Source organism: Pannonibacter phragmitetus, assembly GCF_050510895.1.
GTDB classification, from domain to species: Bacteria; Pseudomonadota; Alphaproteobacteria; order Rhizobiales; family Stappiaceae; genus Pannonibacter; species Pannonibacter phragmitetus_B.
Genome location: NZ_JBNINT010000001.1, coordinates 3,546,908 through 3,564,916, shown reverse-complemented (window position 1 = coordinate 3,564,916; position 18,009 = coordinate 3,546,908). Strand labels below are relative to the sequence as shown.

General features: G+C 62.6%; 17 protein-coding genes, 1 tRNA gene and 2 pseudogenes. 5 read left to right on the top strand and 15 right to left on the bottom strand.

Annotated features, from left to right (window positions below):
• The first annotated feature begins 52 nt into the window (after positions 1-52).
• Complete coding sequence (locus ACQB61_RS17055; RefSeq protein ID WP_430513587.1) at positions 53-979, top strand: LysR family transcriptional regulator; 927 nt, start codon at positions 53-55, stop codon at positions 977-979.
• 101 nt (positions 980-1,080) lie between these two features.
• Positions 1,081-2,886, top strand: a complete 1,806-nt coding sequence (gene lepA / locus ACQB61_RS17050; protein ID WP_430513586.1) for a translation elongation factor 4 — start codon at positions 1,081-1,083, stop codon at positions 2,884-2,886.
• A 192-nt stretch (positions 2,887-3,078) separates the two neighbouring features.
• Here the strand turns inward: lepA and ACQB61_RS17045 are convergent, their stop codons facing one another.
• From ACQB61_RS17045 to uxaC, 11 genes and pseudogenes are all read right to left on the bottom strand, one after another.
• On the bottom strand, positions 3,079-4,476 hold the full coding sequence (locus ACQB61_RS17045) for a UxaA family hydrolase (protein WP_430513585.1): 1,398 nt from the start codon (positions 4,474-4,476) through the stop codon (positions 3,079-3,081).
• Positions 4,467-4,601 (bottom strand): hypothetical protein, encoded by a 135-nt coding sequence (locus tag ACQB61_RS17040; RefSeq protein WP_430513584.1) that lies wholly within the window; start codon positions 4,599-4,601, stop codon positions 4,467-4,469. The genes ACQB61_RS17045 and ACQB61_RS17040 overlap by 10 nt, the downstream gene beginning before the upstream one ends.
• A gap of 12 nt (positions 4,602-4,613) precedes the next feature.
• On the bottom strand, positions 4,614-5,276 hold the full coding sequence (locus tag ACQB61_RS17035; protein WP_430514401.1) for a hypothetical protein: 663 nt from the start codon (positions 5,274-5,276) through the stop codon (positions 4,614-4,616).
• Between the two features lie 48 nt (positions 5,277-5,324).
• Positions 5,325-6,052, bottom strand: a pseudogene (locus ACQB61_RS17030) (mannitol dehydrogenase family protein); the annotation flags it as partial.
• Positions 6,024-6,764: a 2-dehydro-3-deoxy-D-gluconate 5-dehydrogenase KduD gene (gene kduD / locus ACQB61_RS17025; RefSeq protein WP_430513583.1), complete on the bottom strand. Its 741-nt coding sequence runs from the start codon at positions 6,762-6,764 to the stop codon at positions 6,024-6,026. The gene kduD and the pseudogene ACQB61_RS17030, both read right to left, overlap by 29 nt.
• A complete protein-coding gene (kduI, locus tag ACQB61_RS17020) occupies positions 6,761-7,585 on the bottom strand; it encodes a 5-dehydro-4-deoxy-D-glucuronate isomerase (protein WP_430513582.1) in 825 nt (274 codons plus the stop codon). Before kduI ends, kduD begins: the two co-directional genes overlap by 4 nt.
• Before the next feature lie 30 nt (positions 7,586-7,615).
• On the bottom strand, positions 7,616-7,930 hold the full coding sequence (locus ACQB61_RS17015) for a cupin domain-containing protein (protein ID WP_430513581.1): 315 nt from the start codon (positions 7,928-7,930) through the stop codon (positions 7,616-7,618).
• Between the two features lie 13 nt (positions 7,931-7,943).
• Positions 7,944-9,224, bottom strand: a complete 1,281-nt coding sequence (locus tag ACQB61_RS17010) for a TRAP transporter large permease (RefSeq protein ID WP_430513580.1) — start codon at positions 9,222-9,224, stop codon at positions 7,944-7,946.
• 1 nt (position 9,225) lies between these two features.
• A complete protein-coding gene (locus ACQB61_RS17005) occupies positions 9,226-9,738 on the bottom strand; it encodes a TRAP transporter small permease (protein WP_430513579.1) in 513 nt (170 codons plus the stop codon).
• Between the two features lie 74 nt (positions 9,739-9,812).
• A complete protein-coding gene (locus ACQB61_RS17000; protein WP_430513578.1) occupies positions 9,813-10,793 on the bottom strand; it encodes a TRAP transporter substrate-binding protein in 981 nt (326 codons plus the stop codon).
• 30 nt (positions 10,794-10,823) lie between these two features.
• Positions 10,824-12,233, bottom strand: coding sequence for a glucuronate isomerase (uxaC, locus tag ACQB61_RS16995; protein WP_430513577.1), 1,410 nt, complete (start codon positions 12,231-12,233; stop codon positions 10,824-10,826).
• 104 nt (positions 12,234-12,337) lie between these two features.
• Between uxaC and ACQB61_RS16990 the strand changes: the two genes are divergently transcribed.
• A complete protein-coding gene (locus tag ACQB61_RS16990; RefSeq protein ID WP_430513576.1) occupies positions 12,338-13,045 on the top strand; it encodes a GntR family transcriptional regulator in 708 nt (235 codons plus the stop codon).
• A gap of 280 nt (positions 13,046-13,325) precedes the next feature.
• Here the strand turns inward: ACQB61_RS16990 and ACQB61_RS16985 are convergent, their stop codons facing one another.
• A complete protein-coding gene (locus ACQB61_RS16985; protein WP_430513575.1) occupies positions 13,326-14,762 on the bottom strand; it encodes a helix-turn-helix domain-containing protein in 1,437 nt (478 codons plus the stop codon).
• A gap of 84 nt (positions 14,763-14,846) precedes the next feature.
• Here ACQB61_RS16985 and ACQB61_RS16980 point away from each other — a divergent pair, with 84 nt between their 5' ends.
• Positions 14,847-15,218 carry a response regulator transcription factor gene (locus tag ACQB61_RS16980; RefSeq protein WP_430514400.1) on the top strand — a complete coding sequence of 124 codons (372 nt, stop codon included), beginning with the start codon at positions 14,847-14,849 and terminating at the stop codon, positions 15,216-15,218.
• 44 nt (positions 15,219-15,262) lie between these two features.
• Here ACQB61_RS16980 and ACQB61_RS16975 read toward each other — a convergent pair whose 3' ends face one another.
• From ACQB61_RS16975 to ACQB61_RS16965, 3 genes and pseudogenes are all read right to left on the bottom strand, one after another.
• Complete coding sequence (locus ACQB61_RS16975) at positions 15,263-15,856, bottom strand: helix-turn-helix transcriptional regulator (RefSeq protein ID WP_430513574.1); 594 nt, start codon at positions 15,854-15,856, stop codon at positions 15,263-15,265.
• Positions 15,853-16,266: a helix-turn-helix transcriptional regulator gene (locus tag ACQB61_RS16970; RefSeq protein ID WP_430513573.1), complete on the bottom strand. Its 414-nt coding sequence runs from the start codon at positions 16,264-16,266 to the stop codon at positions 15,853-15,855. The genes ACQB61_RS16975 and ACQB61_RS16970 overlap by 4 nt, the downstream gene beginning before the upstream one ends.
• 471 nt (positions 16,267-16,737) lie before the next feature.
• Positions 16,738-17,710 (bottom strand): annotated as a pseudogene (locus ACQB61_RS16965) (complex I NDUFA9 subunit family protein).
• Between the two features lie 173 nt (positions 17,711-17,883).
• Between ACQB61_RS16965 and ACQB61_RS16960 the strand changes: the two are divergent.
• Positions 17,884-17,969, top strand: a tRNA-Leu gene (locus tag ACQB61_RS16960).
• The last annotated feature ends 40 nt before the right edge of the window (positions 17,970-18,009 follow it).

Here is an 18,009-nt window from a genome sequence, read left to right as displayed (position 1 = left end):
TATACCCTCTGAATGCAAAAGAAATTATCAGATCCATAAGAAAATTCAATCGATGGACTTTGATCAGCTCCGAACTTTCGACCGTGTGGTGCGTGATGGCAGCTTCACCCGGGCAGCCGCCCGGCTCAATGTCACCCAGGCCACGGTTTCCATGCGCATCAAGGCCCTGGAAGATGCCATTGGCGGGGCATTGTTCCTGCGGGGCCGCAATGTGCGCCTGACGGATGTCGGTATCAGCTTCCTGCCCTATTGCCGGCGCATGCTGGGTGTGATGCAGGAGGCGCGCGAGGCGCTGAAACGGGCCGAGCGCGGACGTGTCGCCATCGGAACGCTCAGCACCATGATCATGCCGCTGGTCAGCCGCGCGCTGCTGCGCTTCCAGCGCGGTCACGCCGGGGTGGATGTGATCGTGCGCGATGGCCGCCACACACATGTGGCCACCATGTTGCATGAGCGCGAGGTGGATCTTGCCGTCATGTGCTGGCCCAATATTGATCCGCTGCTGACTCATCTGGAGGCGCTGTTCGTGCTGCGCGAGGATCTGCCGCTGGTGGCGGCCCCTGCCGTGGCGGAGCGGATCGGCGAGGCGCCGGACATGCTGGAGGCCCTGCGCCTTGCGCCGCGCTTCTTCAATCTGCGCTGGTGGCAGATCGCTCCGGCGCGGATGACGTCGCTGACGCTCGCCGCTCCCTCCTGTGTGGAGCTTCCCACTGAGCCGGGGCGCTATCTGGTGGAGGCAGGGGAGGGGATCGGCTTCTTTGTCCGCTCGTCTGTTGAGGCTTCGCTGGCAGCGGGTCGTCTCGTCGAAATCCGCCCCGCTGATTTCGAGCCTCTGACCCGTGATATTGCGCTGGTGGTTCAGTCGCGCAAATCACTTGAGCAGGAAATGCTGCTCGACTTTGCTCTCGAAATTGCGGACGAAGCAGCCCGGTTCGGCACCATCCTGCGCCGTGATTTGCCTCCCCGGCACGGGATTTGAGTCAAGTCTTCGCATCAGGGTTAAAAAATACGCCGGAAACCCATGCTCCAACCGCTGCAATCCCCTTTGCGGAAGCCAATTGGAGTGGTAAACGGGCAAGCATGACGAGCCAGCCCATTTCCAATATTCGCAACTTCTCCATCGTGGCCCACATTGACCACGGCAAGTCCACGCTTGCGGACCGTCTCATCCAGATGACGGGCACGCTGACGGACCGGGAGATGACCGAGCAGGTTCTTGACTCGATGGACATCGAGCGGGAACGCGGCATCACGATCAAGGCGCAGACTGTGCGCCTCGTCTACAATGCCAAGGACGGGCAGCAATATATCCTGAACCTGATCGACACGCCGGGCCACGTGGACTTTGCCTATGAAGTCTCGCGCTCGCTGGCGGCCTGCGAGGGCTCGCTTCTGGTGGTCGATGCCAGCCAGGGCGTGGAAGCCCAGACGCTGGCCAACGTCTATCAGGCCATCGACAACAACCACGAGATTGTCACCGTCCTCAACAAGATCGACCTGCCCGCCGCCGAGCCGGACCGGGTAAAGGAGCAGATCGAGGAAGTGATCGGCATTGATGCGTCCGATGCGGTGATGATTTCCGCCAAGACCGGCCTTGGCATCGAGGATGTGCTGGAAGCCATCGTCACCCGTCTTCCGGCGCCGAAGGGCGACAGGGACGGGCCGCTGAAGGCCATGCTGGTGGACAGCTGGTATGACCCCTATCTGGGCGTGATGGTGCTGGTACGCATTATCGACGGCACGCTGAAGCGCGGCCAGCGCATCCGCATGATGGGCACAGACGCCTCCTATGAAGTGGACCGTGTCGGCGTGATGACGCCGAAATTCCTGCAGGTGGACCAGATCGGCCCCGGCGAGATCGGTGTGCTGACCGGTTCGATCAAGGAAGTGGCCGACACCCGCGTCGGTGACACGATCACGGATGAGCGCAAGCCCTGCACCGAAGCACTGCCAGGCTTCAAGCCGGCGCAGCCGGTGGTGTTCTGCGGTCTCTTCCCGGTGGATGCGGGCGACTTTGAGGATCTGCGCGCTGCCGTCGGCAAGCTGCGCCTCAACGACGCCAGCTTCTCCTTCGAGATGGAAACCTCTGCGGCGCTGGGCTTCGGCTTCCGCTGCGGCTTCCTTGGCCTCTTGCATCTGGAAATCATTCAGGAGCGCCTGTCGCGTGAGTTCGATCTCGACCTCATCGCCACGGCACCTTCGGTGGTCTACCAGATGACCCTGACCGATGGCTCGGAAGTGGAACTGCACAACCCGGCGGACATGCCGGATGTCGTGAAGATTCAGGAGATCCGCGAGCCGTGGATCCGCGCCAACATCATGACGCCGGACGAGTATCTCGGCGCCATCCTGAAGCTGTGCCAGGAACGGCGCGGCGTGCAGGTGGATCTGGCCTATGTGGGCTCGCGTGCCATGGTCACCTATGACCTGCCGCTGAACGAAGTCGTCTTTGACTTCTACGACCGCCTCAAGTCCATCTCCAAGGGCTACGCCTCCTTCGACTATTCCTTGTCGGATTACCGCGAAGGTGACCTCGTCAAGATGTCGATCCTCGTCAACGAGGAACCCGTCGATGCGTTGTCGATGCTGATCCATCGCTCTCAAGCCGAGCGCCGTGGCCGCGCCATGTGCGAGAAGCTGAAGGATCTGATCCCCCGTCACATGTTCAAGATCCCGATCCAGGCCGCCATCGGCGCCCGGGTGATCGCCCGCGAAACCCTCGCCGCCTTGCGCAAGGACGTGACCGCCAAGTGCTATGGCGGCGACGCGACCCGCAAGCGCAAGCTTCTGGAAAAGCAGAAGGAGGGCAAGAAGCGGATGCGCCAGTTCGGCAAGGTCGAGATCCCGCAGGAAGCCTTCATCAAGGCCCTCAAGATGGACGAATAAAACAAATACCCGGCGGGTCAGCCCCGCCGGGTATTTGTTTCGGTCCGCAAGGATCTGCAAAGGCATGGCGCTGGCGCCATGCCTTTTTATTGTACCAAGGCTTTCGATGCTGACGCATCACGCCTTGAAAATGCTCAAGCGCCGCACGGGCTTGACCAACTCTCGATAAGTCAAGCTCATCGAGAGTTGGTATTACATCACTGCGCCGACCTGCCAGGGCACGAACTCGTTGTCGCCAAGGCCAAGGGCTTCGGATTTGGACTTCTGGCCTGAGGCGACGGCGAGGATCATGTCGAGGATTTCCTCGCCCTTGGCTTCAAGGCTGATGCCTTTCGACAGCACGTCCCCGGTGTTCAGGTCCATGTCTTCCGGCATGGCGTTGAACAGGATGTCGTTGGTGGCCACCTTGATGGTGGGCGCAGGCTTGGAGCCGAAGGCAGAGCCGCGGCCCGTGGTGAAGACCACCAGCTGTGCGCCGCCCGCAATCTGACCCGTCGCTGACACGGGGTCATAGCCGGGGGTGTCCATGAAGACGAGGCCGGGTTCCGTTACCTGTGCGGCATAGTCGTAGAAGGCGGTCAGCGGCGTGGAGCCAGCCTTGGCGACAGCCCCCAGCGACTTTTCCAGAATGGTCGTCAGCCCGCCCGCCTTGTTGCCAGGGCTCGGGTTGTTGTCCATGCTGCCGTCGTTCATCTCGGTGTAATGCTCCCACCAACGGATGCAGCCGATGAGATCATCCGCCACCTTCTGCGAGGCAGCACGGCGCAGCAGAAGCTGTTCGGCACCGTAGATTTCCGGCGTTTCCGACAGGATCACCGTGCCGCCAAGGCCGACAATCATGTCCGACGCCTTGCCAAGGGCCGGGTTTGCGGTGATGCCGGACAGGCCGTCCGAGCCGCCGCACTGCAAGCCGATGCGCAGGGCCGAGACAGGGCAGGGCTGGCGCTGTGCCTTGTTCACCTCGGGCAGGATCTCCAGCACCTTGGCCTTGATGGCCGCGATGGTGGCACGGGTGCCGCCGGTTTCCTGGATGGTCAGGCTGTGGAAGTGGTCCGCGCCTTCTGCCCCGAAGGTGTGCTTCATGCGGGCGATCTGCATCACCTCGCAGCCGAGGCCGACGAAGACGGCCGCGCCCACGTTAGGATGGGTGGCATGGCCCCACAGCACGCGCTGCAGGATGTCAAAGCCGCGCCCCTCGGAGGCCATGCCGCAGCCGGTGCCGTGGGCAAAGGCGACGATGCCGTCCACATTCGGATAGTCTTCGAGTGCGCCGGAGTTTTCCAGCTCGAAGGCCGCCCGGCGGATCACGGTGGCAGAGCAGTTCACCGTGGCGCAGAGGGCGATGAAGTTGCGGGTGCCCACACGGCCATCCTTGCGCAGATAGCCGTCAAACGTACGCGGAGCGGGCGAGGGCACAGCGGCCTTCGCCCGTTCCAGATCGGCACCGGTCTGATACTGCTGATCGTGGTCCCCGAAGGCGCAGTTCTGGGTGTGCACGTGCTCCCCAGCGGCGATGTCCTTGCTGGCCCGGCCGATGATCTGGCCGAACTTGAGGATTTCCGCTCCGGTGGGGATTGCGGTCAGGGCCACCTTGTGGCCCGGTGTGAGGGTGTGGCGAGAGCCACACCCAGCCCGAGAGGATCGCTGCCGGCGGCAAGGCGCTCCTTCACGATACCCACATTGTCGTCGGGATGAAGAACGATCAGCTGGCTCATGGCTTGCCTCTGTTACAGGGACTGCACGGACTTGCGGGCACCCTGGCTCAGCAGCAGGCCAAGCGCCTCTGCCACAGGGGCCTGCAACTGGCTGGCAAGAGCCGGATCAAAGATCTCGCGCACACCCAGAAGGGCTGCGGCCTTACCTTCCGCCGTGGCGGCGCTGTCGAAGAGTTCACGCAGGCGGGCCGCCAGCGGGTCCTTCACTTCGATCGGCGCACCCGTCTCGTCCACACCGCCCACGTAGCGCATCCATGCGGCCACGGCGAGCATCAGGCGCGGGCTGTTGCGGCCGGCCTTCAGGTTCTCGCCAAGGGTGGAGAGAATGCGCTGCGGCAGTTTCTGGCTGCCGTCCATGGCGATCTGCCAGGTGAGGTGGCGGATGCCGGTGTTGGCAAAACGGGCCTTGAGGGCAGCCGCATAGCCGGCAAGATCCACGCCCGGCGGCGGGGTCAGGGCGGGGATGATCTCCTCGCTCCACAGGCGGGTGACGAAACCGGCCAAGACCTCATCAGCCATGGTGTCGGCGATCGTCTTGTGGCCGGAAAGGTAACCCAGATAGGCGAGCGAGGAATGCGCGCCGTTGAGCATGCGCAGCTTCATGTGCTCGTAGACGGCAACGTCAGACACGAGTTCGACGCCAACGGCGCCAAGGTCCGGGCGTTCGCCGCCCACGAAGTCATCCTCGACCACCCACTGGCGGAATGGCTCATGCACCACGAGGCCGTCTTCATTGCGGCCGGTGACGGCGGACAGGCGCTCGATGTCTTCCGGCTTGGTCGCAGGGACGATGCGGTCCACCATGGTGGAGGGAAGCGGCCTTCGCGCTCGATCCAGTCTGCAAGGGCCGGGTCGATAAGGCGGGCGAGATCCAGCACCACGCCGCGCACCACCTTGCCATTGTGCGGCAGGTTATCGCAGGTCATTACGGTGAAGGGGGCAAGGCCAGCGGCAAAGCGGCGCTGCAGGGCGCGCACCAGATAGCCCGGGGCGGAGACGGGCAGGGCGTTCGCCAGATCCTTCTGAATGTCCGGATGGGACTGGTTCAGGCGGCCGGTGCTCGGCTCGTGGCAATAGCCCTTTTCGGTGACCGTCAGGGTGACGATCTTCACATCGGGGCTCGCCATGGCGGCAAGCACGGCTTCCGGGCTTTCCGGGGCGACCAGCACGTCGCGGATGATGCGCACGTCACGGCGGGTTTCCCCATCGGGCCCCAGCTCAACGGCGGTGTATTCGAAATTGCGCGGCGCCATGCGGTCGCGCGTCGTCGGGCTTTGCAGCGAAACGCCGGTGATGGCCCAGTTGCCGCCGGAGCGGGCAACGGCTTCCTCGATGAAAATGGCACCATGGGCACGGTAGAAGGCACCAAGCCCCAGGTGGACGATGCCCACCTTTGCATTCACGACACGTTCGATTTCCAGATCAGCGGGCAAGCCAGCCTCCGTCAACATTCAGCACTGCACCATGGATGTAATTGGCAGCCGGAGAAGCAAGGAACACGGCGGCTTCGCCGATGTCCGATGCCTGGCCCCAGCGGCCGGCAGGGATGCGCTCAAGAATGGCCTTGTTGCGCACCGGGTCCGCCCGCAGTGCTTCGGTATTGTTCGTTTCGATGTAACCGGGGGCGATGGCATTCACATTGATGCCCTTCGCCGCCCATTCGTTGGCCAGAAGCTTGGTGATGCCAGCAACACCATGCTTCGAGGCCGTGTAGGACGGCACCCGGATACCACCCTGGAATGACAGGAGCGAGGCAATGTTGACGATCTTGCCATTTCCTCCACGGCCAAGAACGGCCTTGCCGAAAGCCTGGCAGGTGAAGAACACGGCCTTCAGGTTCACGTCCATCACCTCATCCCAGTCGGCCTCGGTGAAGTCCACCGCATCGGCACGCCGGATGATGCCCGCGTTGTTGACGAGAATGTCCACCGGTTCGGCGGCAAAGACGTCACGGGCGGCCATCGGGTCGGCGAAGTCGAGCACCATCTCCCGCGCCTTGCCATTACCGCCGGTAATGAGGCCAACGGTTTCTGCGCAGGACGAGCGTCCCGCGCAGATGACCTCAGCTCCCGCGCGGCCAAGTGCCACCGCGATGGCTTGACCGATGCCCGTATTGGCACCGGTCACCAGGGCGGTCTTGCCCTCAAGCGAGAAAGGGTTCACCGCAGATCCTCCATGGCGACCATTTCCACGTCCTTGTAATCGACGTTGTCACCGGCCATGGCCCAGATGAAGGTGTAGCTGCCGGTGCCTGCGCCGCAGTGGATGGACCAGGGCGGGGAGACCACCGCATCCTCGTTCTTCATCACCAGATGGCGGGTTTCCTGCGGCTCGCCCATGAAGTGGAACACGCGCTGCTCCGGCTTCATGTCGAAGTAGAGATAGGCCTCCATGCGCCGATCATGCACGTGGGCGGGCATGGTGTTCCAGACCGAGCCATTGTGCAGCTGGGTGTAGCCGACAACGAGCTGGCAGGAGGTCATCACTGCCGGATGCACGAACTGGTAGATGGTGCGGTCGTTGGAGGTCTCGATCGAGCCGAGCTTCACCTTCTCAGCCTCGCCGATGCGGATCAGGCGGGCCGGGTAGGCAGCGTGTGCCGGAGCGGAGAGAATGTAGAAACGGCCTTCGCCTTCGAAGGTCACCTTGCCCGAGCCCATCGGCAGATACAGCACGTCACCGCGCTCCATGGCATAGGTCTCGCCCGCTGCGGAGACACTGCCGCTGGCGCCGACGTTGACGACGGCCATCTCGCGGCGGTCGAGGATGCTGGCGGTGCCGCATTCCTTGACATGATCCAGCACGAGCGCAGCGCCCGAGGGCACGGCGGCGCCGACGATCATGCGGTCATAGTGGGTATAGACGAGGCGGATTTCACCGGCGGCAAACAGGTTGCCCATGTGGAAATGCTTGCGCAGTTCTTCCGTGTCCATCCGCTTTGCGGTCTGCGGATCAATGGCGTGGCGGGTTTCAACGGTCAGCATGGAACGGGTCCTTCTTCCTTAACTTGCAAATCAGAGAAAATCGTCACGGCGGGGCGTGAATGTGTCGATCAGGGTGCCGGGCTCAAGGCAGCGGCAGCCGTGGATGGCCATGGAGGGGATGACGAAACTGTCGCCCGGCCCCACCTCGATCTCCTGACCGTCCACCTGAAACAGAAAGCGGCCGCTTTCCACATAGGTGGACTGGACATGCGGATGGTTGTGCAGCTTGCCCTCGGCCCCTTCATGGCCGAAGCGGAAGGCAACGACCATGAGCTCGGGGCTTTCGGACAGAACCTGGCGGGTGACGCCAGGATCTGCAGGGACAGCAGGGTAAGTCTTCAGCATGGGACAGTTAGCCTCAATGGAAGAGTGAAGGGAGCCAGAGCGACAGGGCGGGCACATAGGTGACCAGCAGCAGCGACGCAAAGGCAGCGCCATAGAAAGGCCAGATGGTCTTGATGGCATCCCAGACGGTGATCCGTCCCACGGCGCAGCCGACGAAGAGCACGGCGCCCACGGGCGGAGTGCACAGGCCGATGCCGAGGTTGAGGATCAGGATCACGCCGAAATGCACCGGATCGACACCAAAGGCGGTGGCAACCGGCAGGAAGATCGGCGTGGTGATGACGATCAGCGGCGACATGTCCATGAAGGTGCCAAGGAACAGCAGCACCACATTGATCAGCAGCAGGATGATGATCGGATTGTCGGAGAGGCCGCGCAGCAGGGCGACCATTTCCGCCGGCACCTTCAGGAAGGCCATCAGCCAGCCGAAGGAGGCCGCGCAACCGATGACCAGCAGCACCATGGCCGTGGTGCGCACCGCCGCCATGGTGGACCCGACAAAGTTCTCCCATGTCATGGTTCGGTAGGCGAGCACCGTTACCACCAGCGCATAGACGGCGGCAATACAGGAGCTTTCGGAGGCGGTGAACACGCCCGAGCGCACGCCGAAGAAGATGATGCCGATGAGCAGCAGGCCCGGAATGGCATTGGCAAAGAGCCAGCCAAGGGCCGCCCAGCCGGGGAAGGCTTCCGTCGGATAGCCGCGGCTGCGCGCCACCCACCAGGCCGCCATCATCAGGCTGAGCGCCAGAACGAAGCCGGGGATGATGCCGGCTGTGAACAGATCCGCGATGGAAATGCGCCCGCCTGCCGAGATCGAATAGATGATCATGTTGTGCGAGGGCGGGATCATCAGGGCGATGATCGAGGACACGACGGTGACATTGACCGCATAGTCGACGCCATAGCCGCGTTCCTTCATCTGCGGGATCATCAGCCCGCCGATGGCAGAGGCGTCGGCTGCTGCCGAGCCTGAAATGCCGCCGAACATGACGGAAGCGGCGATGTTCACCTGGCCGAGGCCACCGCGCATGTGCCCGACAGCCGCCCCCGCAAGGGCAACGAGGCGCCGGGCAATGTCGCCGCGCACCATCAGTTCACCGGCAAAGATGAAGAAGGGGATAGCCATCAGTGCGAAGACGGAGACACCCGAATTCAGCCGCTGGAAAACGATCACCGGCGGCATGCCGAGGTAGAGCACCGTCAGCAGCGACGAAATGCCGAGGCAGAAGGCCACCGGAGTTCCGATGAGAAGAAGAACGGCAAAAGAGCCGAAAAGAACCCAAAGTTCCATCTCACGCCTCCTGCATGTCGGTTTCGCCGAAGCGTGAGGTTGGCAGGCCTGCAGCCCGGCGCGCGATGCGCTCAAGCGAGAACAGGAAGACGAGGACGCCGCCGCCAACCAGCGGCAGGAAATCAAAGGCACCGGAAATGCCGAGCGAAGGCAGTTTCACATCCCACGCGGACAAGGCAAGCTGCAGCCCGTACCAGAACATGCCAGCGCCGAAGACGGCGACCAGCGCATCGGACACGGTGTAGAGAGCCAGCTTGACTTTTTCCGGGATGATGTAGAGCAGCACATCGAAGCTGAGGTGATAGCCCTCGCGGATGCCGACTGCCGCGCCGAAGAAGATGAACCAGCCCATGAGAATGACCGCAAGCGGTTCGCTCCAGATGAGGCTGTCGTTCAGAATGTAACGGAAGAAGACCTGAGCCGAAATGATAGCGGTCATCAGGACGAGACCGGCGCCAGCCAGCCAGAGAGCGAGGCGAGCGATGAGGCCCAATGCCTGCGCGATTGATTTCATGGTGTCTTGCACCTGACGTCTCCACGCAAAAGAAGGCCCGTGCCGCAGTGTGCGGCACGGGTTTGGGCTTCACATCACTCGGTCGCCTGGATGCGGGCGACCAGATCCTTCAGCTTGTCAGATGTCACGTGCTTCTCGTAGACCGGCTTCATCGCGTCGATGAAGGGCTTCTTGTCGATGTCCGTGACGATCTTGGCGCCAGCGGCGCGCACCTTTTCCTCGGATGCCTTTTCACGGGCAGCCCACATCTCGCGCATCATCGGCACGGAGTCCTTGGCAGCCTGACGCACGGCGGCCTGATCTTCGGCGCTGAGCTTGTCCCAGGATGCCTTCGACATCACCAGAACTTCCGGCACGATCAGATGCTCATCCAGGGTGTAGTAGCCGGCGACTTCGAAGTGACCGGAAGATTCATAGGACGGCCAGTTGTTTTCTGCCCCGTCGATGACGCCAGTCTGGATCGAGGAGTAGACCTCGCCATAGGGCATCGGGGTGGCATTGGCACCGAGGGCGGACATCATGTCGACGAAGATGTCCGACTGCATGACGCGGACCTTCATGCCCTTCAGGTCGTCGATGCTCTCGACCGGCTTCTTGGCATTGTAGAAGCTGCGCGAACCGCCGTCATAGAAGGCAAGGCCGACGTAACCATGCGGCTCGAAAGCCTTGAGGATTTCCTCGCCGATCGGGCCATCCATCACCTTGTGCATGTGATCGACCGAACGGAAGATGTAGGGCAGCGAGACAACCTTGGTTTCTTCAACCAGATTGTTGAAAGGGCCCATGGAGACGCGGTTCATGTCGATGACGCCGAACTTTGTCTGCTCGATGGTGTCTTTTTCCTGGCCAAGCTGGGCGGAGTGGAACACTTCGATGCAGAGCTTGCCGCCGGTGCGCTCCTCAAGCATCTTGCCCATGGCCTTGACGGCCTCGACGGTCGGATAGCCGTCCGGGTGGGTGTCAGATGACCGGAGCGTTACCTCGCAGGCCGTTGCAGCCCCGGTCATCATCACACTTGCCAGCAATGTGGCCTTCGCAATCTTCATGAATGTCATTTGGTTCTCCTCCCAAGTGAACGGCCCTCCTCAGAGCCGGTAGGCTTGCTTGGCAAGCCTGTAGGTGAGGTCGTAGGCGACCTCACCCGCCTCGTCCTGGTCCAGCCGCCCTGTGGCGACCAGATGGGCGAGGTAAGCGCAATCCACGCGCCGGGCCACGTCGTGGCGGGCGGGGATGGAACAGAAAGCACGGGTGTCGTCGTTGAAGCCGACGGTATTGTAGAAACCCGCTGTTTCCGTAACCTGCTGGCGGTAGCGCATCATCCCTTCCGGGCTGTCGAAGAACCACCAGGCGGGGCCCAGCTTCAGGGCCGGGTACACGCCGGCGAGCGGTGCAAGCTCGCGCGAGTAGGTGGTTTCATCCAGCGTGAAGGCGATGATCGACACATCGTCCCGCATGCCGACTGCATCGAGCAGCGGCTTGAGCGAGCGCACGTAATCAGTGCGGCTCGGAATATCGAAGCCCTTGTCGCGGCCGAAGGTGTTCAACACCGGGCCGGAATGGTTTCGTGAGCTGCCGCAGTGGATCTGCATGACGAGGCCATCGTCAATGCTCATGCGGGCCATCTCGGTCAGCATCTGGCCACGGAATGCATCTGCCTCCTCCGCAGTGCATGCGCCGCGCAGCGCCTTGTCGAAAAGATGAGCCGCCTCAGCTTCGCTTAGATTCTCGGTGCGGGCGGTGGCATGACCGTGGTCGCTCGAGGTGGCGCCGCCCTGTTCCTTGAAGTAGGCGCGGCGGATGCGGTGGGCTTCCAGATAGCCGGACCAGGTGGTGGCATCGGTGCCGCACAGTTCGCCCAGTTTCTCGACGGTCTCGGTGAAGCCGGCATATTCGGGGTCAACGGCCTGATCGGGGCGGTAGGCGGTGACCACACGGCCCTTCCAGCCGCTTTCGCGGATCATGCGGTGCCACTTCAGGTCGTCCAGTGCGCCTTCGGTGGTGGCGATCACCTCAATGCCGAAGCGCTCGAAAAGGGCGCGGGGGCGGAACTCGGGGCGTTGCAGGCAATCGGCGATCTGGTCGTAGATCTCGTCTGCCGTTTCCGCCGACAGGCGCTTGGTGACACCGAAAACGTCCTGGAACGCATGATCCAGCCACATGCGCGATGGAGTGGCACGGAACAGGTGATAGTTAGAAGCGAAGATCTTCCAGATCTTGCGGCCGTCAGTTTCGGTCCAGCCGCCGTCAGCGCGCGGCACGCCGAGGCTCTCCAGCTTTATGCCTTGCGAGCAGAGCATGCGGAAGACGTAGTGATCCGGGGTGACGAAGAGCTGGGCCGGGTCCGGGAAGGGGTTGTTTTCTGCAAACCAGCGCGGGTCCGTATGACCATGCGGGCTGATGATCGGCAGATCCTTCACGCCTTCGTAAAGACCGCGCGCAATGTTGCGAACGCCGGGTTCAACGGGGAACAGTCTGTCAGAATCCAGCAGCGCCACGCTTGCTCTCCTCCCGAGTAATGACATAAGCCGGAGAACGGCTCTTTTCTTAGCGTATTTCAGCTAATATGCTAGTATCCAAAAGGAGTCAATGGGAGGACAAAATGCCGGATTCGCTTCACCTGCGAGCGCTAGAGCCCGTCGGAAGGCCACTCGTCGCCGATGCGGTTTTTGAACAGTTGCAGCGGCAGATCCTGTCACTTGAACTGCCGCCAGGGGCCAAGATTTCAGAGATTGATGTCGCCAGGGCGATGGGTGTTTCGCGCCAGCCGGTGCGTGATGCCTTCTACCGCTTGTCCAAGCTCGGCTTCCTGCATATCCGGCCGCAACGGGCTACATCCGTTTCAGTGATCTCCGAGCGCGCCGTCTTCCAGGCCCAGTTCATCCGCACGGCCATTGAAGCGGAAACCGTGCGCGTCGCCTGCGCCCAGTTGACGGAGACGGACCACCAGGCGCTCGCAGACATCATCGAGCAGCAGCGCGAAGCCGTCATAGGCAAGCGGCCGCTGGAATTCCATGCGCTGGATGATCTCTTTCACAAGGAGATCTGCGAACGAGCCGGCCACGCCCATGCCTGGGAGATGATCCGCGAGAACAAGGCGCACATGGACCGTGTCCGGTACCTGTCACTTGCCTTTGCCTCACAGGATGCTTTTGACGATCACTGCAAGCTGCTGGAAGCGATCCGTCAGCGCGATGCGGAGGCTGCCGCCGCCTTGATGCGCAGCCACCTTGCCCGCATCCGCCAGCAGCTGGAGCGCATCCGGGCAGGTCACATGAAGTATTTCGCCCACGAGACGGGGGAGGCCTGAGGAGAAGCGGTTTCAGGGGGATGAGACGGAATTGCCTCGCCACAGACTCGGCGTCGCCCCGGACGCAGCGGAGCGGGATCCGGGGGCCACTCGCTTCCAGAGCGGTGAAACTGAAGCGCGGCGCAGGGGCTAACTTAAGTTCGCTCTGCACTGCGGCTTGAGGCAACGGAAGCTCTCTGCAAACGAGTAGACCCCGGCTCGCGCTCCGCTTGGCCGGGGTGACCCAGTGCCTGTTGCCAGTGTGTGCTCCACAGTACCGGCCTTTCACCTATCCTTCCGCTCACCGCAATGAAAACGGTACGATGCCGCGGGAGTTGCGTTCCACCTGGATTTCCTTGTCGAGGGCGGGGAAGGCCCGTTCCGGGCAGCTGGCCCGCGGGCAGATGCGGCAGTTGATGCCGATGCGGGCAGGGTTGACCCGGTCCGTCAGGCCCAGTTCGTCGCCATAGACCAGCATGTCCGCATATTTCAGCTCGCAGCCGAGACCAAGTGCATAGCGCCGCTCGCGTTCGCCGAAGCGGGTGGCGGGTTTGGAGATGCTGCGGGCAAGGCAGAGATACTGCGTGCCATCCGGCATCTCGCCCACCTGAGCCGACACGCGGTTCTCATTCAGTTCAAACGCCTCATGCACGTTCCACACCGGGCATGAGCCGCCGTAACGGGCGAACTGGAACCGTGTGGCGCTGTGCCGCTTGATAACATTGCCCGCTCTGTCCACCTTCAGGAAATAGAAGGGCACGCCCTTTTCGCCTGACCGCTGAAGGCTGGATAGCCGGTGGCAAATCTGCTCAAGGCTTGCACCCGTCGTCACCATCAGCCGGTCAAGATCATGCCGGTAGGATTTGGCGAGGGACAGGAAGGCGCCATATGGCAGGAGCAGGGCGCCTGCGAAATAGTTGCGCAAGGCAAGGCGGCAGATCTCCCGTGCCGCCAGCGTGGAAAAACCCGCCTTCTCGACATGGCTGGAAATGAGCTTTTCCGCCGTCAGATCCGCGAGGATGCAGGCGAGCTGAAACTCCATAGCCGGACGCGGCAGGCCCCGGTCGAGCGTGACCAGCTTTGCGCGGGCGTCGAACGCGACGATAGCGCCATCTTCTGCCTGCCGTTCGGTGACGTCCACCCGTACGCCGTGAGTGTCCCGCAGCCATGCGCTGAGCCGGCCAAAACGGTCCGGTGTCCAGGCAAGTCCGAGTTTGCTGGCGAGCTCCTCGGCGCTCACATCCAGCGCATCGACGTAGTTGTCGATGTAATGAAAGTGGTCGCGCACTTGATCATAGGGCGGCGTCATGCGCGGGCCGCGGCCGCTGCCTTCTCCATGGGCGTCAATGGCATCATCCAGCGAAGCCTGCTGCTCGCTCATGCGCCGCAAGGTTCCGTAGAGATCCAGAAAGGCGCGGGCAAAGTCCGGCGTATGCGTGGCAACGCTCTTCAGGTCCTGCAGTCCAACGCTGCCGTCATGGAAGCGTGTGTCCGCCAGCGCCTCGCCAAGGTCGGCCACAAGCCGGTCAAGGTCGCTCGCCTCGAAACTGGCAAGGTCGGCCCCGAACTCGCGGCTGACGGCGATCAGCACCGAGGCGGAGACCGGCCGGATGTTGCTCTCCAGCTGGTTCACGTAAGAGGGCGACAGGTCAAGCCGGCTGGCAAAAGCCACCTGCGTCAGGCCTGCCCGTTCGCGCAGCTTGCGCAGCACATGTCCGGCAAAAAGCTTTCTGGCCATCGGTTTCTCAAATTGCGAAGATTTTACAGTTTAACATGACACACTTTTGCATATCGCAGAAGGCCCGCTAAATGGCTATGGTCCATTTCATCAAAAAGGTCCGGGAGGAGGTGGCTGCGCGAGAGGCGCCGCCGGACGGGCCTGAAACGAAAGGGAGCGCACATGCTGGATCAAGTCGTGGAGAGCTGGCACCATCCGGTTGAACTGCATCCGGTGATGCCGAAGCCAGTCGCCGGGTTGACGGTTTCGCAGGAGCGGGTGGCTCTGCTCACCGAGCGTCAGAAGGATGTGATGCGCATGCTGGCGGATGGTCTGATCAACAAGCAGATCGCCCACCGCCTCGACATCAGCGTCGCCACAGTGAAGACCCACATTGCCGCTGCCGTGCGCCGCATGCGCGCCAAGAACCGCATTCACGCGGTGGCAATGCTGATTCGCGCCGAGGGCGGCTGCTAACAAGCCCGGCAGGCAAACAGCTTCTGGGAGGAAGCCGCCGCTCATCACTGATGGGCCGCGGACATCGCGGCGAGTTCCGCCGCGAAGAGAGGCCGGAGGGCGCTGGGCTCGATGAGCTCGGCGCCCGGGCCCAGCCAGCGCAGCAAAGGAAACAGGCGCTCCTTTGATATGTCGGTAACGGTGATTCGCACCTTTCCGTTTCCCGCTGGAGAAAACGCCGCATGCCGGTAATACCAGTCCCGGGCCAGCGTGCGGGCCTGTTCGGCGGTTACCAGAATGATGCCGGTCGGGTCCTCCGACTGCCAGCGGCGCATTGCGCGTGACAACCAGGCACCGTTCAGCAGGGCTTGCACTGAAAACTCTTTCGGCGGACGGAAACGCAGGCCGCTCACCTCTATGTTGAAGATCCGGTCTGCCCGGTAGATCCTGAGGTCATCCGCCTCGACGGAGCGCCCCGCCAGATACCACAGATCCCGGTCGAAGATGACACCCAGCGGCTCCACCTCATGGGCACGGGGTTCCGTCCGGCTCGGATTGTTGTGCTCGAAGCGCACACGCCGCCCCTCCAGAAGCCCTTCCATGAACCGGTCCAGCGCCTCCTGCCAGCCCGTATTGGGCTCGATGGATGGCGAGATCATGGAAGATGTCCGCAGGCAGCGGCTCGACTCCGACGATCTCGTTCGCCGTTTGCCAGCAGGTCCTGCGCCGGCCGGGGCAGGGAGGCGACGAGCTTGCGCTCCGCCGTTTCAAGATCGGCGGCCAGCGGCGTGGTGCGCAGGCCGCGTGCCACCGACAGCACGATGAGCAGCGCCGCCGTCTCGCGGCGCGTCAGGGCGACCGGCGGCTGTATATACCCTTTTGCAAGGCGGTACCCGCCCTCCGCGCCGCGCTCTGCTTCCACCGGTACGCCAAGCGCGACCAGCCGGTCCACATCCCGGTAGATGGTGCGCAAAGACACCTGGAAGCGCTCCGACAGGGCTGTGGCCGTCACCAGCTTTCCGCTGCCAAGCAGCAACAGGATGCCCAGGGCACGTTCAATCGGGTTCATGTCAGCCTGCCGGTTCTCAGAAAACAAAAAGAATCAGAATGAGAACATAACAGGATCAAACCTGACTCGCAGCTGTCAGGTTTGGGCTGGCATCCTTGCTTTCACTGGCCCCGCAGGAGGGGCTTGAAAGGAGGCAGGATCATGAATGGGAACGGCACATCAGACCGCAAGGCACCGGTAGAGTCAGGGTTTCTGCCATTTCTGGCAGGGCTTCTTGGGCACATTGGCAGCTGGTTGCATGAGGAGCGTCTGCGCCGCCGCCGCCGCCGCAACATCGCCCATCTGGACGAGAGGCTGCTCAAGGATGTGGGGCTCACATCATCGGGTCACTGGATCGAGCCGCGGCCCAAAAGGACAGGGGCGTCAGATGACGCCCCTGCAAAACTCAACCTTGTTGCGCGGCCTCTCTGGCCCGGATGCCCTCTTTGCGTGGCCTTTCAGGCCACCCAGAGCCTTAATTTGCGTGGCCCTTCAGGCCACGCGGTGGGCATCATACTGACCGTGCTCGCGGAAGCGGGTCAGATAGGACGGCAGAATGGCTGCCAGCGAGGACGGATTGACACCGAGTCCGGCCAGCGTGCGGCCTTCCGATTCGGCGGCAGCCGAAACAACGTTGTCCACACGCAGCATCTTCACCTGGTCCACGGTCAGCAGCGGCTTGGGCAGCAGCTGAAGGACGCGTGCCTGCATTTCGGCCACGCCAAGGGGAGCGGCAGCAGCAGCCGCTTGCGGCGGGTGATCTCCAGCATCAGCTCAAGGCATTCCTTGAAGCTCTTCACTTCCGGGCCGCCCAGCTCATAGACAGCGCCCGGCTTGCAGCCGCCGTCCACAGCCTTGGCAACCGCAGCTGCAACATCGCCCACATAGACCGGCTGGAACTTCGTTGCCCCGCCGCCGACGAGCGGCAGAACCGGGGACATGCGTGCCATGGCGGCGAAGCGGTTGAAGAAGTCATCTTCCGGACCGAACACGATGGACGGGCGGAGGATGACGCTGTCCGGCAGCGTCTCCAGAACGCCAGCCTCACCCGCTGCCTTTGAGCGGGCATATGCGGCAGGTGATGCCGCATCAGCGCCGATGGCCGAGACGTGGACAATGCTGTTCAGTCCCGCAGCGCGGGCTGCTTCCGCAATGGCGCGCGGACCGAAGCCCTGCACGGCATCAAAGCTCTGACGGCCAGACTGATGGAGAATCCCCACCAGATTGACGACCGCATCCGCCCCTCGACGGCGCGGTCTACAGACCAGCGGTAACGCAGGTTCGCCTGAACCGGCATGATTTGGCCAACGCCGCCCAGCGGCTGCAGGTGCTCGGCCAGATCCGGACGGCGCACAGCCGCACGAATCCGGTAACCGCGGCGTGCCAGTGCAAGCACCACATGGCGGCCGAGAAAGCCGGAAGCACCGAAGACGGTAACGAGTTTTCCATTGAGCGCCGAATGCATAGCGGCCGGCTCCTTGTCGCGTCACTTGAAGCAATGGGCCGCCCGGATGGCGGCGCACCTAGGGTTCTTAGCCCTTTGCTCTGCGCCTGTGAAGGCGGCATGTGTGCAAATGCATTTTTCTCTCAAAAGGACGATTGACAAGCTCCGGAAGCCCCCTAAAAGCCCTCCTCACAGCCCAGGTGGCGGAATTGGTAGACGCACTAGTTTCAGGTACTAGCGCTCACAAGGCGTGGAGGTTCGAGTCCTCTCCTGGGCACCAAATTTCTGGATCACTACCAAGGTCCAGATCGAAAAGGTCC

Excerpts from the sequence above, each read along its gene's own strand:
- ACQB61_RS17000 (WP_430513578.1), bottom strand. The coding sequence starts at position 10,793 with ATGACATTCATGAAGATTGCGAAGGCCACATTGCTGGCAAGTGTGATG.
- ACQB61_RS17010 (WP_430513580.1), bottom strand. The coding sequence starts at position 9,224 with ATGGAACTTTGGGTTCTTTTCGGCTCTTTTGCCGTTCTTCTTCTCATC.
- ACQB61_RS16985 (WP_430513575.1), bottom strand. The coding sequence starts at position 14,762 with ATGGCCAGAAAGCTTTTTGCCGGACATGTGCTGCGCAAGCTGCGCGAA.
- ACQB61_RS17015 (WP_430513581.1), bottom strand. The coding sequence starts at position 7,930 with ATGCTGAAGACTTACCCTGCTGTCCCTGCAGATCCTGGCGTCACCCGC.
- ACQB61_RS17005 (WP_430513579.1), bottom strand. The coding sequence starts at position 9,738 with ATGAAATCAATCGCGCAGGCATTGGGCCTCATCGCTCGCCTCGCTCTC.
- kduI (WP_430513582.1), bottom strand. The coding sequence starts at position 7,585 with ATGCTGACCGTTGAAACCCGCCACGCCATTGATCCGCAGACCGCAAAG.
- ACQB61_RS16990 (WP_430513576.1), top strand. The coding sequence starts at position 12,338 with ATGCCGGATTCGCTTCACCTGCGAGCGCTAGAGCCCGTCGGAAGGCCA.
- lepA (WP_430513586.1), top strand. The coding sequence starts at position 1,081 with ATGACGAGCCAGCCCATTTCCAATATTCGCAACTTCTCCATCGTGGCC.
- ACQB61_RS16975 (WP_430513574.1), bottom strand. The coding sequence starts at position 15,856 with ATGATCTCGCCATCCATCGAGCCCAATACGGGCTGGCAGGAGGCGCTG.
- ACQB61_RS16970 (WP_430513573.1), bottom strand. The coding sequence starts at position 16,266 with ATGAACCCGATTGAACGTGCCCTGGGCATCCTGTTGCTGCTTGGCAGC.
- ACQB61_RS17040 (WP_430513584.1), bottom strand. The coding sequence starts at position 4,601 with ATGAGCCAGCTGATCGTTCTTCATCCCGACGACAATGTGGGTATCGTG.
- ACQB61_RS17055 (WP_430513587.1), top strand. The coding sequence starts at position 53 with ATGGACTTTGATCAGCTCCGAACTTTCGACCGTGTGGTGCGTGATGGC.